Origin of the sequence: Chitinophaga niastensis, from assembly GCF_003014755.1 — a bacterium.
Classification (GTDB): domain Bacteria; phylum Bacteroidota; class Bacteroidia; order Chitinophagales; family Chitinophagaceae; genus Chitinophaga; species Chitinophaga niastensis.
Window position 1 is genome coordinate 31000 of sequence record NZ_PYAW01000006.1, and the last position, 20081, is coordinate 51080.

At 45.1% G+C, this 20081-nt stretch carries 1 protein-coding gene; it reads left to right on the forward strand.

Going from position 1 to position 20081, the window contains the following annotated elements; all coding sequences use genetic code 11:
- Window positions 1-80 precede the first annotated feature (80 nt).
- Window positions 81-20075 (forward strand): non-ribosomal peptide synthetase, encoded by a 19995-nt coding sequence (locus CLV51_RS23075; protein ID WP_106530466.1) that lies wholly within the window; start codon window positions 81-83, stop codon window positions 20073-20075.
- The last annotated feature ends 6 nt before the right edge of the window (window positions 20076-20081 follow it).

Genomic DNA, 20081 nt, shown 5'->3' on the forward strand with positions numbered 1-20081 from the left:
TTCCCCGTTAATAAAGCCAATTAAACAGATTCTTATTACTTCTTCACAGTGAAAGTTATTGTCCAAATAAATTTATAGCTATGTCACAGGAAATTTATCCATTACACCCTGCCCAACGAGATATCTTTATTGATCAGCTTATAAATATAGAAAGCACCTATAATAATATTGGAGGATATCTTAAACTATCAGGTTCTCTGCATAAGGAAAAATTTGTTGCGGCAGCTACGTCATTACCTGCTGCATTTGATGCCTTCAGAATGAGATTTGACCTGGATGACCCCGTGCCGGTGATGTATTTTGAAGAAGAATATCATTATTGTCCACTGGGTGATTATGATTTCAGCGATCAGGAAATAAGCAGGGAAGAAGTGGAACAATGGGTAAAGGAACAGGTAAATATTCCTTTTATAATAAAAAAAGAGTATCCGCTATTCGAACAGTTTTTGGTAAAACTCCATGCAGATGAATACTGGTGGTGTTTTAAAGTACATCACCTGGTGTCAGATGGATGGGGTGTTTCATCGATGAGTCATTACCTGGCTAAAAAATACAATGCGCTGTTTACAGGAATAGAGCCGTCATTTAATTATCCTTCTTATAAAGAGGAAGCCATCAGAGCAGACGATTATTATCACTCAAACGCCTATACGCAGGAAGGAAATTATTGGAAATCAAAGATCGGCGGAAAACAGGAAAATATATTCAAAAAAAAATTTCAACAAACGCAACAGGACGTTAATCTGAAAAATAACGTTTATCTGCTTGATATATCTGCCGATGAAAAAGAAATGCTGGAAGCCTTACAGGAGGCTACCGGAACTGGTTTGCAACAACTGACGATCGCAGCACTGATGATCCATTTTGCCAAAACAACTGATCATACTGAATATGTTTTCGGCATTCCATTACATAAAAGAAAAACAAAGCCACTACGCAACATAGCCGGTATGTTTACCGGGATTATTCCATTTAAAGGTGTTTATGAGCCAGCTACCATTTTATCAGATCTGATAAAATATATCACTTCTTCCCAACGGGAGGATTATCGTTATCAAAATTACCTGATCAGTGATCTGGCTAGAGAATTGAAACTCAATTTTGCAGATGATAATTTAATTGAGATTGTTGTAAATCACGCCCTCCTTAACTTTGAAATGGAATTTGAAGGCGGTGTGCAGGCTGCTATTATTAATTTATCCGATGGCAATCCATTGTTTCCGCTGGGGGTTATGTGGAAAGATTACGGTAAACAACAGGCGCTGGAATTACGGATAGATTTTCAGCAGGAATATTTTTCTCCTGATGAAATCCCATTACTGGCGCACAGGATCATGTTTATTTTGAAACAGTTTCAAAATGGCCTTCCCGAACCCATCGAAAATATTCGTGTGCTCCCCGAGGCAGAAGCTATATTGCTGGCGGCTTTCAATAATACTACAGTACTTTATCCGCATGATCAGACACTCCATGGTTTGTTTGCGGCGCAGGTGGTCCGTACACCAGATACTTTAGCTTTAGTATACGGAGAAGAAACAATAACATATCAGGAACTGGATATTCGTTCCAGTCAGCTGGCACATTACCTGTGCAACCAGGGAGTCCGGAAAGGAACACTGGTGCCGGTTTGTATGGAACGTTCTGTGGAGCTTATTGTGGCACTCCTGGGTATTCTAAAGGCGGGTGCGGCTTACGTGCCTATAGATCCGGAATATCCGGCAGCAAGGATCAGTTATATGCTGACTGATACAGCGGCAAGATTAATAGTAAGCACCAGCACTTATCAAACGTTGTTATCCGGACTGGAAAATATAACTGTTATCCGGCCGGATATGGACCGGGATATTATTAAAACCTATCCATCCACTGCACCAGCCAATCATACGGATGCTTCACAGCTCGCATATGTGATCTATACCTCCGGTTCTACAGGATTGCCCAAAGGTGTGATGGTAGCGCATCAGGGGGTAGTAAACCTGGTGCATTGGCATTTGCATCAGTATGAAGTAAATGCCAACAGTAAATCTACCGTGCTTTCAGGTGAAGGCTTTGATGCTTTTGGCTGGGAAGTATGGCCTTACTTATCAGCCGGTGCTACCCTGCATATCATCCATGATGATACACGGCTTGCTGTCCGCGAGCTGATAACTTTGTATCGTAAATATGCTATCACCCATAGCTTTTTGCCTACTGGTTTATTCACTGAATTTATCAGCGCTGCAGGTAACAAAATAACTTCATTAAAGTATTTACTGACAGGAGGTGATCGCTTACCGGCAACAGACATCAGGGCTTTGGACTATCGGGTGGTAAATAATTACGGACCTACTGAAAACAGTGTAGTGGCTACCAGTTATCAGTTATCTCCAAAGGATAAAGCCATATCACCGTTAATAGGAAAGCCTGTTCATAATACCCGCATTTATATTTTAAACAGACTGGATGAATTATGTCCGGTAGGGACAGTGGGAGAGATCTGTATTGCAGGCCGGGGCCTGGCAGCCGGTTATCTGAACCTGCCGGAACTGACAGCAGAAAAATTTATATCCGATCCGTTTAGTGGCGGAACAGGCAAACTTTACAGAACAGGTGACCTGGGAAGGTGGTTGCCGGATGGCAACATCGCTTATGCAGGAAGAATAGATGACCAGGTAAAGATCCGTGGATACAGAATTGAGCCGGGAGAAATAGAAAGTGTGCTGCAACAGTGTGAACTGGTAGATCAGGCGGTAGTATTGGCGTCCGCTGATCAGCAGGGCCATAAGCGATTGGTGGCATTTATTATTCCTCATGGTACTTTTGAAAAAGCTGGTATCCTTACTTATCTGAAAAGCAGATTGCCGGAATACATGGTGCCGGCATTACTCATACAAATAGATCAGTTGCCATTAACGCCTAATGGTAAAATTGACCGGAAAGCTTTATCAGTACCGGATGAAAGTACTTTGCTGCAGCAAACTTATGTGGCTCCCCGTAATCAGGCAGAGCAAACATTAGTTGCAATATGGCAGGAATTATTAGGTATATCACGTGTAGGTATACACGATAATTTCTTTGAATCCGGTGGCGACTCCATCATTATGATCCAGGTGGTGAGCCGGGCTAAACGCAGCGGATACGAATTACAACCACGTGATCTTTTTACCTGTCAAACTATTGCCGGACTCGCGGCTTTACTGGCGGCAAAGCAGGGAACCCACATCGTAGCAGAACAGGGGTCGCTTATCGGTAACAGCGGACTATTACCCATACAGCAATGGTTCTTTGAAACTGTTGATCCGGGAAATGTACCGGAAGAAAAGGTAGTTGCCATCGCCAGTCATTTTAACCAGCATTTCTTACTAAAAACAGATAAAAATATCGACAACAACAGGATGGCAGCTGCTATCCGTCAATTAGTACAACAACATGATACCCTTCGTTTTTCGTATAGGCGTGGTATTGATGGTTGGACACAGACATATGGCGACCAGGAAAGAGTACTTGAAACAGCCGATTTGCAACATGTGACAGACGTTGAGCTGGAAAACAGTATCAACGAATGTATTGCTCATCATGAGCGTATGCTTCATATTACCACTGGCGCCCTTATACGTGCGGTATTGATATTAACCCCAGCGGGCGAGTCTTGTAACAGGTTACTGCTGGTGATACATCATCTGGCTGTAGATGGTGTTTCCTGGCGTATCCTGCTGGATGACCTGCATTCTTTGTTAGAACAGGACAGTGACAATTATGCAGCCAGGAAAGGCAGCTCTTACCGTCAGTGGTACAATACTTTATTGTCATATGGGCAGCAACGCAGGCTATTAAACCAGCAATCATACTGGCAACAGATAACAACAGGTTACATTCCTTTGAAGACAGCAACAGAATGGAAAGGGGCTATTACGGCATCGGATATCCATCATTGGGAAGTTTGCCTGGATACTACGCAAACAAGGGCTTTATTACAAGAAGTCCCCGCAGCCTATCATACAGAAATCAATGATATTTTATTATGTGCGTTGTCACTTACCTTATCGGCATGGGGAAATACGTCAAAAGTATGGATAGGATTGGAAGGACATGGTCGTGAAGATCTTGCCGCCGGTATAGATACCAGTCATACCACAGGTTGGTTTACAAATTTATATCCGGTGTTATTACAGGTAGCAGATAGTAATGATCCGGGAGAACAGTTGATAGCTGTAAAGGAACAGTTAAGACGTATACCGGGTAAGGGTATTGGATATGGTGTATTGAAATACATTAACAAGGCTGTTGGTTTACAGGGAAAAACTCCCTGGGATATTGTTTTCAACTATCTGGGAAGATTTGATCAGTTACTGAAAGATGATAATGTTTTTCATTTTTCAGTAGCCTCCTTTGGTGCGGGCATGGGTGCAGATTTCCCGGTCAGGGACCGGTTATCAGTCAACAGTTTTATTCGTGATGGAGAACTGGTACTAAGATGGAGCTACAGCCATAAACATTATAAGCAGGAGCATATTGATGCATTGGCGGAAGCTTATTTGTTGCAGTTACAATCACTGATGACGCATTGCCTGTTGCAGCAAATATCAGTATTTACGCCATCAGACTATGGCTTAGGTGAAGAGATCAGTATGAGAGAGCTGAACGAATTTTTATCTGTTGTTGATCAGGGACATAGCCGGCGCAGTCAGATAGCAGGTGTATACCGGTTAAGTGGATTACAGGAAGGAATGTTGTTTCATCGGTTGTATGGCACACATTCAGGCGCTTACATGGAGCAGTTCAGCTGCGGGCTTAATCAGGTAGCACCGGATATTTTCAGGAAAAGCTGGGAGGAATTACTGCAACGACATAGTATTTTGCGCAGTGCTTTTTACAGTCATGCATTCAGTATTCCGGTTCAGTGTGTATATAAGGAGGCGGCATTACCCTTTGTGGTACTGGATTACGGGGATATGCAGGAGGATGAGCAGTTACTTGCATGGGAAAATTATAAGGAGCGTGACCGTCAACAGGGTTTCGATTTCACTTCGCCCTGTCTGATGCGTATCAGCCTGATACGATTCTCAGATACCCAATACCACCTGTTATGGAGCTTTCATCACATTCTGTTCGATGGCTGGTCTGTGGCCATTCTTATTGAAGAATTGCTTGGTGTTTATGAATTGCTTGTAAAGGGGGGAACTTTGCCACCAATAATAGAAGATCGTTATGAAGATTATATCCGCTATCAGGATAATCGTGATAAAGAAGCGGAGGAAGAATACTGGCGCAGCTATCTGTCAGATATTACTACCGGCAGTTTATTGCCTTTCATTGCTGCTACTGCTGATCGTAACAAAGGTATAGGCAGCTATCAGCATGAATTATTGCAACTGAATGAAGCGGTATCTGCTCAGTTGACCCGGTTTGCACAACGGCATCGTATCACGTTGAATACAGTTATGCAGGGAGCCTGGGCCTATTTGTTGTCCCGTTATACCGGTAGTGAAGATGTTAGCTATGGCGTTACCGTATCAGGCAGACCGGATGTACTGCACGGTATTGAGCAGCGCGTAGGACTTTACATTAACACATTACCTTTCCGTGCTCGCGGAAATGCTGCCAATGAAATAGTGGATTGGTTACAATTATTACAGGCAAACCAGGTTAAGAGCCGGGAACATCAGCATACGCCGTTGTCATCCATGCTGGATTGGAGTGGAGTAGGAGAACGTTTGTTTGATAGTTTGCTGGTATTTGAAAATTATCCGGTAAGTAAAGTGCTTTTGTCGCGGTCATGGCAATTGCAGTTAGACAATATAGCTGTACATGAACATACCAACTATCCGCTTACGATTATTATAACAGGCGGAGAGAAGATCAGTATCCGGTTTAATTACAACAGTGAGTTACTGACTTCAGCTGCTGTCGGCGCCATTGCTGGTCATTTTGAACAGGTGCTCCGTCAGCTGATGGCAAAAGAATCCGGCCGGTTGGCAGATCTTTCGTTTTTAACTATCGCGGAGCAGGCGCAGTTGATAACAACGTTTAACGATACTGCAGCACCATACCCGGAAAATGAAACGATCGTTGACCTGTTTGCACAACAGGCATTGCGTACGCCCGACAACGTAGCCATTGTGTCTGCCAATCATTTGCTGACCTATCAGGAACTGGATGAACGTTCCAATCAGCTGGCGCATTATCTGCGCAGCAAAGGTGTTACCAGGGAAAGCCTGGTGCCGGTTTGTATAGAACGCTCCGCGGATATGCTGATCGGTATTATGGGTATCATGAAAGCCGGCGCTGCTTATGTGCCTGTAGATCCGGAATACCCGGCAGCGCGTATCAGCTTTATGCTGGAAGATACCGCTGCGCCGCTTATCCTCTGCAGCCGTAAATGTTTAGCAGCATTACCGGCTATGGCTGCGCAACAGATTATACTGACAGATGCAGCCGCCATCGCAGATGGTGCTACATTGTCATTAACCAGTGTGCCTTCACCTGATCATCTCGCCTATATCATCTATACTTCCGGGAGTACCGGCAAGCCCAAAGGCGTGATGATCACGCATGGTAACCTGGTGAACTATCTGTTGAACAGCAAAGCTTCGTATATAACTGAAACGGATACACGTTCAGGAAGTTTTATCCATTTCTCCTATTCTTTTGATGCTTCTCTCACCGCTATGTTCATGCCTTTGCTGTATGGAAGATCTGTTGTGATCTCCGGCAAACAACAGGCTGATATTTTCGAAGATCCCTTGTTATGGAAATATGCTCCCTATGATTTTATTAAGTTAACACCGGCTCATCTGCCCTTACTGGAAGAGGCGCTGCATAAAGTGCCGGGAGGCTACCTTACCAGGAAGCTGGTAGTGGGCGGAGAAGCGTTGCAGCCGGCACATTTACAGTACCTGTATGACCTGGGTATAGAGATGGATATTATCAATGAATATGGCCCTACGGAAACTACTGTAGGCTGCAGTACTTATTGGTTTAATACGGCCAGGGAGGATCAGCCCCGCAATAATATTCCTATAGGCAGCCCTATATCAAATGTGCAGATCTACATCGTGGATGCTGCCTGTAACCTGGTGCCGGTAGGAATGGAAGGTGAAATATGTATAGCCGGCGCAGGTCTGGCATGCGGTTATCTGAATCGTCCTGAGCTGACCACAGAAAAATTTGTCCTTAATTCTTTCAGTGAAACAGTGGGTACGAAGATGTACAGGACCGGAGATCTGGGCAGATGGTTAACGGATGGTGTCATCGAATATACAGGAAGGATAGATGATCAGGTGAAGATCCGTGGTTACCGGATAGAATTAGGGGAGATAGAAAATGTGCTGCAGGAATGTGAACTGGTGAGCCAGGGAGCGGTCATTGTACAGACAGATCATCCGGGTGATAAGCGGCTGGCAGCTTATGTAGTGCCCAGGGGCAATTTTGAGAAAGAAGCCATACTTGCTTATCTGGCTGATAAGTTACCGGAATACATGGTGCCTTCTCTCCTGGTAGCACTGGAACAACTGCCTTTAACTACCAATGGCAAAATAGACCGGAAAGCCTTACCGGATGCAGAAGGGAATACACCGGTCACTAATTCGTATATCCCTCCCCGTAATGAAACAGAGCAAATATTGGCGGACATATGGCAAGAGCTGCTGGAAGTAGAACGCGTAGGTGTTCACGATAATTTTTTTGAATTAGGTGGGAATTCCTTGCTGGCCATGCGCGTGATATCATTGCTTCGGAAACGTTTACACAAAGAAGTATCACTGGATGCCATATTTCTGTATGTACGGCTGGCTGATCTGGCTTTGCATATCCGTCAGGAGGCTACCCCTTTATTATCTCCGGCAATAACCATTACTGCAAGGCCATCCCGTATTCCACTTTCGTATAGCCAGGAACGTTTATGGTTCATAGATCAGCTGGAAGGAAGTGTACAATATCATATTCCATTAGTGCTCAGATTAAAGGGCCGGCTTCAGCAGGATGCATTGATCCGGGCATTCAAAACAATTATTGACCGGCATGAAGTGCTGCGTACAGTAATTGTACAAACAGATGGTATTGCTTATCAGCAGGTGCGGGAAGGGGATCAATGGACACTGCATACAATCAATGCAGCTACCTGGAATGATGATGAGGCAGAATTGCAATCAAAGATACAGGCATTGATTACGCAACCATTTGACCTGGCAGCAGATCACATGTTAAGAGCGTATTTACTGGAATTGACCGATACAGAACATCTGCTTGTCATTACAGCACATCATATCGCATTTGACGGATGGTCCGGCGATATCCTGGTTCGTGAATTAGCTGAATTGTATAATGCCTTTGTTGCCGGGAAAGCTGCAACACAGCCCCGTCTGCCTTTTCAGTATGCAGATTATGCTATCTGGCAGCGTTCCTATTTATCCGGTAAGGTACTGTCTGCCCACCTGGATTACTGGTCAGATAAATTATCCGGCGTAAGTCCTTTGCAGTTACCTGTTGATCATCCGCGTCCGTTCATTCAAAGTACAAACGGAGCGGCTGTGTTATGCGGGATAGAAGATGAGCTGTATATACAGTTACAGGCACTGAGTGCCGGGGAAGGAACTACTTTATTTATGACATTGCTGGCAGCCTTTAATGTATTGTTACATCGTTATAGCGGGCAGGAAGATATATGTGTGGGTAGCCCGGCAGCGGGAAGAATGCAGCACGAAGTAGAAGGATTAATCGGATTTTTTATCAACACCATTGCGTTGCGCAGTGACCTGAAAAATAATCCTTCTTTTATCACATTACTGGCGCAGGTGAAGGAAACAACCCTGAGTGCCTATAAACACCAGGACGCGCCATTTGAAAAAGTAGTAGAGGCTGTTTTAAAGGAGCGGGACATGAGCCACCATCCATTGTTCCAGGTAATGTTTACCCTGCTGAATGCTCCGGAGGCAGAGATGTATGAAAGTAATGGTTTGCAGCTGTCGCCGGAAATGATTGCACAAACCAGATCACAGTTTGATCTGACGTTTTCAGTGAAGGAAACAGCCGGATCATTACTGGTGCATATTGCCTATTGCACAGATCTGTATAAGGAGGATACTATTAACCGGATGTTTGTGCACTACAAACAGTTGTTACAATCAATTGTCGCTAATCCGGCTTTGGAAATAGGTGCATTGAAGATGATCAGTCATGCAGAGGAGGATCAGTTGTTGTTTGCATTTAATGATACTGCAACAGCGTATCCGCAGGATAAAACGATTGTAACATTGTTTGCCGAACAGGTATTGCGTACACCGGATGCCATAGCGGTTGTATTTGAAGAACATACTTTAACCTACGCAGCGCTGGATGTCCGCGCTGCCCGGCTGGCGCATTACCTGCGCAGCAAGGGCGTTACCACTGAAACATTAGTACCCATTTGTCTGGAACGCTCATTGGAAATGATTATCGGCATTCTTGGCATTCTCAAAGCCGGTGCAGCTTACGTGCCTGTTGATCCTGCTTATCCACCGGAACGTATCAACTATATTTTAACAGATACACGGGCAAACCTCATCATCAGCAGCATTGCCTGTGAAGTGGTGTTGCCTGCTTTGGATTTGGATATTATCCGGTTAGATGCAGACAATGATATGATGGCAGATTTCCCGGCTACATCTCCTGTCATTGATCTTCGTGCATCGCATCTGGCCTATGTTATTTATACTTCAGGTTCCACAGGCAAGCCCAAAGGTGTGATGAACGAGCATGGCGGGGTGGTGAACCGCTTACAGTGGACACAGGATTATTTCCGGCTGGATGCACATGATGCGGTATTGCAGAAAACTACCTACTGTTTTGATGTATCTGTATGGGAATTGCTATGGCCGCTGATAGCCGGTGCCCGGCTGGTATTTGCTGCCCCCGGCGGACAAAAAGATACAGCTTATCTGTGCCGGCTGATCGCAACACATCGTATCACTACCATCCATTTTGTACCATCCATGCTGGCTGCATTCCTCGAAGAAGTGGCAGCAGGAGCAGCAGTGTCGCTGGAGCGCCTGCTATGTAGCGGAGAGGCATTGAAGCCGCAACATGTAATTGCTGCAAAGGATAAATTGCCACAAGTAACATTATATAATCTGTATGGTCCTACAGAGGCTGCAGTAGACGTAAGTTGCTGGCAGGCACCGGAAGAAGTACCTGATTTGGAACTGGTGCCAATAGGTACTCCGATAGCCAATACCCAGCTGTATATATTGGACAAATACGGGGCGCCGGTACCTATTGGCGTAGCAGGCGAATTATACATAGGTGGTATCCAGGTAGCAAGAGGTTATCTGAATCTGCCTGCACTGACAGCAGAAAAATTTATATACCATAAACTAGGCGATAAAACCGTAAGGTGTTATAAGACCGGGGATCTGGCCCGGTGGCTGGCTGATGGCAATATCGCTTATATAGGCAGAATAGATGACCAGGTAAAGATCCGTGGCTATCGCATAGAACTGGGTGAAATAGAATACGTACTGCAACAGTGCGAATGGATAAGTCAGGCGGTGACAGTAGTAAGGGAAGATAAACAAGGGCACAAACGACTGACAGCTTACGTAGTCCCTGTTGGTTCTTTTGACAAGGACGCAATTTTTGCCTATCTGAAAAGTAAGTTGCCGGAATATATGGTGCCGGCATTACTGATCGCATTGGAGCAGCTGCCGTTGACCGCCAATGGTAAGGTAGACCGGAAATCACTGCCAGACCCTGATATGACGGCATTTTCATTAAATACGTATATCCCTCCCCGTAATGAAACAGAGCGTGCACTGGCAACTGTATGGCAGGAACTGTTGGGGGTATCACGTTTAAGCATAAACGATAATTTCTTTGAACTGGGAGGTGATTCCATTATCACTATTCAGGTGGTAAGCCGTGCCAAACGCCATGGATATGAATTGCTGCCCCGCGATCTGTTTACGCATCAAACCATTGCTGACCTCAGTGCGCTGTTGTCAACCAGACAACATGCTGCTGCGGCGGTCACGGAGCAGGATTTTCTTAGTGGCAGTAGTGGATTGTTACCTATTCAGCAATGGTATTTTGAAACAGCTGCTGCAACAACCATCCCTTTTAATCAAAGTGTTTTATTAGCTATAGACAAGAACGTAGATGCGGCCACGTTAGGAAGCGCTATTCAGCAACTGGTCCGTTATCATGATGCACTTCGTTTTGTATACAACCGCACGGAACACGGCTGGGAACAGCAATACGGCGCTTACAGCGGGGAGCTGGCTGTAGAAGAGCTGTCGTCCTTTGCTTCCGGTAGTTTAACAGATAATATTGTAACGCTCGCAAATAAATATCAGCATCGCTTGTTGATAGAAACCGGCATTCTTATCCGCGCTGTATTGTTACTGACGCCGGCGGACGAAACGCATAACAGGTTATTGTTAGTGATCCACCATCTTGCTGTAGACGGAGTTTCCTGGCGTATACTTTTAGACGACCTGCATCTGTTGCTGGAGGGCGAGCAGTTATCCATGCGTAAAGGCAGTTCTTACCGGCAATGGTATGCTGCATTGATGACGTATAGTCATACGCAGCGTTTATTAAAACAGGGTGTTTACTGGCAGCAGGTAATCAATAATGCTATTCCGATGAGAGTAGATATTCCTGCGGAAGCAACCGTGTTGATGGCAGATATGGGCTATTGCGAAATCAGACTGGATGCATTACAGACACAACGTTTGTTACAGGAAGTGCCGCAGGTTTATCATACAGAGATGAATGATATTTTGTTAAGTGCATTGGCATTAACATTATCAGCGTGGAACAGCAGTGATGCAGTGATCATAGGGTTGGAAGGGCATGGCAGGGAAGAGATCATATCCGGTATAGATACCAGTCATATTGTAGGTTGGTTTACCAGTCTTTATCCTGTATTACTGCAGATAACACCTGGCGGAGAGCCGGGAGATATACTGGCAGCTGTAAAAGAACAACTACGGCAGGTGCCGGACAAAGGTATTGGTTACGGTGTACTAAAATATCTTAACAAAGCCACTTATTTACAAGGCAAAGATCCCTGGGATATTATATTCAATTATCTCGGACAGCTGGATCATGCCATTAACACAGATAGTAAAGTCCATTTGTCGGCAGCATCTTCCGGATCAGCTGTAGGTAACAATTATCCTATAAAGGAAAAATTATCGGTGAGTGCTTTTATTCGTGGCGGAGAACTGGTGATGGGTTGGAGTTACAGTAAAAAGCATTATCTGTCTGATAGTATTTCTTCATTAACAACAACCTACTTATCGCATCTCCAATCCTTGATTACGCACTGTATATCCTGCACTTCACCTGTATATACACCTGCTGATTTTGGTTTGGGAGGAGAGGTGGCAAATGAGGAGCTGAAACGGTTTCTGGCGGATCATGCGGTGCAGCGTTTGTATCGGTTAAGCGGATTGCAGGAGGGTATGTTATTTCATGGATTATATGAAGAACATACCCGTCTTTACATGGAACAGTTTACCTGTGAATTGAAAAATACTGATCCGGATATACTTCAACATGCCTGGGAGATACTGGTACAACGTCACAGTATTTTGCGCAGTGCATTTCATTATCATGAGTTCCGTATTCCTGTACAAGGTGTTTATAAAGAAGTGTCTGTTCCTTTCCATGTGCTGGATTACCGGCACATGAGCGCAGAAAAACAGGCTGCTGCCTGGGAAGCGTATAGGTTGTCCGACCACCAACAAGGTTTTGATTTTACGGTTCCCTGCCTGATGCGTGTAAGTCTGGTACAGCTGGATGATATACGTTACCGCCTGTTGTGGAGCTTTCATCATATTTTGTGTGATGGCTGGTCTGTAGCTGTTTTGATAGAAGAGCTGCTGAAGGTGTATGAATCTTTGGCTACCGGAAAGCCACTGGAGGAAGTAGCGGAAGATTGTTATGAAGATTATATCCGTTATCTCAATAACCGGGATACAGCAGCGGAAGAAAATTACTGGCGTGGTTATTTGTCGGATATCACCGGCGGGAGCTTCCTGCCTTTTATTGCTGCTTCCGGTAACAGACACAAAGGAAGTGGTCAGTACCGGCAGCAGCTGCTCCGGATGGAGGAAACATTTACCCGGGACTTAACCATATACACACAACGTCATCGTATTACCCTGAACACTCTCATGCAGGGCGTTTGGGCTTACCTGTTGTCGCAATATACCGGCAGAGAAGATATTACTTATGGTATAACAGTATCCGGCAGGCCGGAAGCACTGGGAGGCATTGAACAGCGCGTAGGTCTTTATATCAATACACTGCCTTTATACACCCGTGTTACTGCAGCACAGCATATTATTGAATGGCTGCATCAGTTACAGGAAGATCAGTTGCGGAGCCGTGAGTATCAGTATGTATCATTGTCTGACATTCAGCATTGGTGCGGGATATCAGATGGTTTGTTTGATAGTTTGCTGGTGTTTGAAAATTATCCGGTAAGTAAAACAATTACTTCACAGTCATGGCAACTACAGATAGATCAGGTAGCCATGTCTGAACAGGCCAATTATCCGTTAGCGATTATTATAGCCGGAGGGGAGCATATTCACCTGCGTTTTGATTATGACAGTGAACTGCTGTCTGCCGCTACCATAGCCATGATAGCTGGTCATTTTCAGGAGGTATTGCGGCAGCTGTTATTGCATGAATCAGGCAAGCTGACAGACCTTTCCCTTTTAACATCGGAAGAACAGTATCAGCTGCTGACAACTTTTAATAATACCGCTACGGAGTACCCTAAAGATAAAACCATCATCGATCTGTTTTCAGAACAGGTGTTGTTGACTCCTCATAAGATCGCAGTATCATTTGAAACGCAATCCCTGACCTATCAGCAGCTGGATGAACGCTCAGATCGGCTGGCGCATTATCTGCACAGCAAAGGTGTTACCATAGAAACGATGGTGCCTGTTTTTATGGACCGGTCTATTGAAATGATGATTGGTATACTCGGTATTCTGAAAGCAGGCGGGGCTTATGTGCCTGTTGATCCGGAGTATCCTGCTGAGCGCATTTATTTTATGTTGTCAGAAAGTAACAGTCCGGTGCTTATTACTACTACCGTATTACGGCATCGCCTATACGAAAATGAACAGCAGCTGATATTTATCTGCCTGGATGAGCCGAACCCTGTGTGGTCAGCTGTATCTGCAACATCGCTTCATATGGCGCTGTCAGCGGATAACCTGGCCTATGTAATGTATACTTCCGGTTCTACGGGCCAACCCAAAGGCGTGCTGGTAACACATCATAATGTAACCAGCCTGGTGTTGGGTGCTAACTACATCATGCTAACCGGGGAAGACACTATATTATCTGCCGGCTCGCTGTCCTTTGATGCCACTACGTTTGAATACTGGAGTATGTTATTGCACGGAGGCCACCTGGTACTCAGTGCAAAAGATAGTTTGCTGGATGTTGCGCTGTTGAAGCGGGAGTTGGTGGATAAGCAGGTCACTAAAATGTTCTTTACTACCAGTTGGTTTAATCAGCTGGTAACAACAGATATCACTGTTTTTGAAAACCTGTCAGCTATTTTAACCGGAGGAGAAAAGTTGTCGGAAAAACAGGTGGCAAAACTGATGACGGCCTATCCGCATATTGCTGTCAGCAATATCTATGGCCCTACAGAAAACACTACTTTCTCATTAAGTTATCTTATCAATAACAAGGGCCTTACCAGTAATACACCGATAGGCTATCCCCTGAACAATCGCAGTGCCTTTATCCTGAATGCCAGCCAACAACTGGTGCCGATAGGTGTTGCAGGAGAAATTTATTTAGGAGGCGATGGTTTGTCGAGGGGTTATCTGAACCGTCCTGAGCTGACGGCAGAAAAGTTTATTGTTAATCCTTTCAGTGATCAGGCCGGCGACAGGCTTTACAGAACAGGTGATGCAGGCAGGTGGTTGCCGGACGGAAGTATAGCATACATAGGCAGAATAGATGATCAGGTAAAGATCCGTGGTTACAGGATTGAGCCGGGAGAAGTGGAAAGTGTACTGCAACAATGTGAGGCCGTGAGCCAGGCAGTGGTGCTGGTAAAAGCAGATCAGCAGGGACATAAACGATTGATAGGATATGTAGTGCCTACAGGAGATTTTAACAAAGAGGCCATCCTTATTTATCTGAAAGCCCGGTTACCTGAATATATGGTGCCCGGCGCATGGATGGTATTAGATCAGCTACCACTGACAACCAATGGTAAAGTAGACCGCAAGGCCCTGCCAGATCCGGAATCAGTTACATCGCAGATAAATAACTATATCGCTCCGCGTGATGCCGCAGAACAATTGTTGGCAGACATCTGGCAGGAATTACTCGGAGTATCACGTGTAGGCATAAACGATAATTTCTTTGAACTCGGCGGAGATTCTATCATCACCATACAGGTGGTAAGCCGGGCCAGAAAGGCTGGTTATGCGCTGCGCCCAAGGGATCTGTTTATGCGCCAAACCATAGCAGGTCTTACTGCATGGCTCTCCTCTCAGCAGGAGGTGGTGGGATCAGGGGAACAGGGAATACTTGTTGGTAGCAGTGGTTTGTTACCCATTCAGCAATGGTATTTCGAAAAATCGGTACCGGCTGCTGTTCCTTTTAACCAGAGCATGTTATTATCAATAGCTAAACGCGTAGATGCGTCAACGTTATCCGCTGCTATTGCCCGCCTGCTCCTTTATCACGACGCGTTACGTTTTATCTATACTGATAATGGTCATGAGCAGCAGCAATCCTATGGCACCTATGAGGGCCGGTTGGAGATAGCTGATCTGCGATCCGTAACTATTGATCAGTTAACAAATGAAATTACAAAGCAGGCTAATTATTATGAGTGCAGCCTGGATATAGCACAGGGTGTACTGGTTCGTGCCGTATTATTATTAACCCCTGAAAGCGAATCACATAACCGGTTTATGCTGGTGATCCATCACCTGGCTGTTGATGGCGTGTCATGGCGTATCCTGCTGGATGACCTCAGCCTGTTGCTGCAAAACGGTAATTTACCGGTAAGCAAAGGTAGTTCTTACCGGCAGTGGTATGATACACTGCTGGCTTATAGTCAGCGCCGGCGCTTACAAAAGCAAGCTGCTTACTGGCAGCGCGTAGTGGCCGCCTATGTTCCTTTTAAAACTACTGCTGAGTGGCAGGGCGGGCTTACGATGGCTGATATGGGATGTTGTGAGGTGGCGCTGGATGTTTCACATACACGCTCTTTGCTGCAGGAAGCATCTGCTGCTTATCATACCGGTATCAACGATCTGCTGTTATGTGCGCTGGCAATTACTTTATCGGAATGGAACCATACTTCAAAAGTAGTAATAGGACTGGAAGGTCATGGCCGTGAAGATCTGGCTACGGGTATAGATCTTAGTCGTACTGTAGGCTGGTTCACGAGCCTTTACCCGGTATTGCTGCAAATATCACCTGGCAGCGGGTCAGGGGAGTTGATCAAATCAGTGAAGGAACAATTGCGGCAGGTGCCGGATAAGGGAATCGGATATGGGGTATTAAAATATATCAGCAAAGCAAATTATCTGCAGGGGGAGGATCCCTGGGATATTGTATTTAATTATCTGGGACAGGCGGATCATTTAGTAAAGCAGGAGGATGTGCTAAGTGTTGTGGATACTTCTTCAGGCGCGGACCTTGTTCCTGCGTTCCCGGTGTCACATAAATTATCTGTTACCTGTCTTATAAAAAATGGTGCCTTGGTGTTGCAATGGCGGTATGCTAATAAATATTATCTGCCTGATCATATTATCAAAATAGCGGCTGCTTATCTGTATTATTTGAAATCACTGATTACGCATTGTGTTGCTCAGAGCACCGCGGTCTTTACCCCTGCAGATTATGGCCTGGCCGGGGAAGTGACCAATGAAGAATTAAATATATTTCTGGAAGATTGTAATCAGACAGGAATGGTTGAGGGTATATACCGTTTAAGTGGTCTGCAAGCGGGTATGTTGTTTCATGGGTTGTATGGAGCTACATCCGGTGTATACCAGGAACAGTTTACCTGTACACTTAAACAAACGGATGTAGCAGCTTTCCGGAAGAGCTGGAAAAAACTGCTGCAACATCATAGTATTTTGCGTAGTGCATTTTATTATGATAAATTAAGACTTCCGGTACAATGCGTGTACAGCGAAGCGGAATTACCTTTTACAGTACTGGATTTCCGCCACCTGTCTGCCGTAGAGCAGGCAATTGGAATACAGCAGTATGAGCAGGCCGACAGGCAGCAGGGCTTCGACTTTGCTACGCCATGCCTGATGCGCATTTGTTTAATACAATTGGATGAAGCACGCTATCATATGCTGTGGAGTTTTCATCATATACTCCTGGATGGCTGGTCTTTGCCCGTACTCATGGAAGAGTTGCTGCATATATATGAAACGATTGTTACAGAAAAGCCTTTGCCGGTAATTGCAACAGATCGTTATGAAGATTACATCCGTTACCTGGAAACGCTGGATAAAGAGCAGGAAGAAGAATACTGGCGCACTTACCTGGCCAGCGTTACAGCCGGCAGCAGCCTGCCTTTTATCTCCTCTTTACAGGATCGTAATAAAGGTGATGGCAGCTATCAAAATAAATTGCTTCAACTGGATGCAGGATTAGTTCATCTGTTAACAGCTTGTACGCAACGGCACCATATCACCTTAAATACCCTGATGCAGGGCGTTTGGGCTTACCTGTTATCTGCCTATACTGGTAGTGAGGATGTTGTGTATGGTGTGGTGGTAGCCGGCCGGCCGGAGGCATTACCAGGTATCGAGCAAAGAGTAGGATTATACATTAACACGTTGCCGCTTTATGCCAGGGTAGTTGCTGCTGATAACATTGCAGACTGGCTGCAACAGTTACAGGTGGCGCAGTTAAAGAGCCGCGAATATCAATATACACCACTGGCTGAAATACAAGGCTGGTGCGGTATAGGAGAGCAGTTGTTTGATAGCCTGCTGGTATTTGAAAATTACCCGGTAAGTAAAGTGCTGTTATCACAGCCATGGAAATTACAGATAGAACAGGTGGCCATACGTGAGCAGACCAACTATCCTTTAACACTTGTTATTACAGCAGGAGAAGAGATCAACATCCGGTTTGATTATAATAGCAGATTATTATCTGCCACTACTGTAACGGCTATACGCAGACATTTTGAACAGGTATTGCATCAGCTGGTAACACATGAATACGGAAAGCTGGAAGATATTAGCTGTATAACACCGGAAGAACGGTATCAGTTAATTACAACATTTAATAACACCGCTGCAAATTATCCTGGTGATAAAACACTGACCGGGCTGTTTGCTGCGCAGGTATTGCGCACGCCAAATGCACCGGCACTGGTATTTGAAGGAACGGCCCTTACCTATGATGCACTGGACAAGCATTCCAACCAACTGGCCAATTATCTGCGTCATAAAGGAGTAACCACTGAAACGCTGGTACCGGTATGCATGGAGCGTTCGTTAGATATGGTAGTGGCTATGCTGGCCATTCTGAAGGCCGGTGGCGCTTACGTTCCTATTGATCCGGAATATCCTTCCAGCCGCATCAGTTATATACTTTCAGATACCCGCGCTACCCTGGTCATAAGCAGTAATGCATGCATGGCTAAATTACAGACAGCAACTGCCATTGATATTATTGCGCTGGATGGCGACGCTGATATTATCAGGACTTATCCATCAACCATTCCTGTATTTGTGCAGACCGGCAATCAGCTGGCATATGTGATTTATACCTCCGGCTCTACCGGATTGCCTAAAGGAGTAATGATTGAACATAAAGGAATATCGAACCTGGTAAACTGGCATATAGCAGCCTATGAAGTGAATAGTGCCAGCAAAGCTACGTCTATGGCAGGTATGGGCTTTGATGCTTTTGGCTGGGAAGTATGGCCTTATCTCTGTGCCGGTGCTGTTGTTAATATACTCAGTGATGATCAGCGTCTTTCGCCTGCGGCTATTGTTGATGTGTATTTCCGCGAAGCGATAACACATGGATTTTTATCTACTGCACTGGTGCATGAATTCATCCGGGAAGCAGGCCATCAGCTTACTGCATTAAAATATTTGCTTACAGGCGGTGATAAGTTAGGGGCTACGGATGTTAGCGGACTTTCTTATAAAGTGATCAATAATTACGGACCTACGGAAAACAGTGTGGTTACTACCTGGTATCCATTATCAGAAAAAGATAGTCATACTGCACCATTGATTGGTGCACCTGTCAGCAATACCTGCGTTTATGTATTGGATAAGCATCTACAGCTATGTCCGGTGGGCGTGCCGGGAGAAATCTGCATCGCCGGTACAGGCTTATCCCGTGGTTATCTGCATCAGCCTGCATTAACAATAGAAAAATTCATCACACATCCTTTGAGTGAAAGGCTTTACAGAACAGGTGATTTGGGCAGATGGCAGCCGGATGGAACATTAGCATATATCGGGCGAATAGATGACCAGGTAAAGATCCGGGGTTACAGGATTGAGTTAGGAGAGATTGAAAGTGTATTGCAGCAGTCCGGATTAGTAAGTCAGGCAGTTGTACTGGCACCCGCAGATCCGCAGGGACACAGGCGCTTGGTAGCTTATGTAGTACCTCCTGGTGATGACTTCAACAGAAAAGACATACTCAGTTATTTGAAAGATACACTGCCTGCATACATGGTGCCTGGCATACTGATAGCGTTAACAGCATTACCATTAACAGCTAATGGTAAGGTAGACCGTAAATCACTGCCGGATGTGGATATGGAAGCGATAACCGCAAAAGCGTATATGGCTCCCCGTAATGCAACAGAACAAGCCCTGTCAGCACTATGGGAAGATTTGCTTGGAATATCCCGTATAGGTATCTACGATAACTTTTTTGAGTTGGGAGGACATTCTTTAATGGTAATGCGCCTGATACCAGCGATCAACAACAGTTTAGGCGTAACAATTCCTGTCAGAACTTTCTTTGGACTCGCCACTATTGAATCATTGGCCAAATACATCAGTGTTAATCAGGATAATGTGGTAGCTGATGCAAAAACTATCACTATTGAATTATAGCTCCGG

Excerpts from the sequence above, each read along its gene's own strand:
- CLV51_RS23075 (WP_106530466.1), top strand. The coding sequence starts at position 81 with ATGTCACAGGAAATTTATCCATTACACCCTGCCCAACGAGATATCTTT.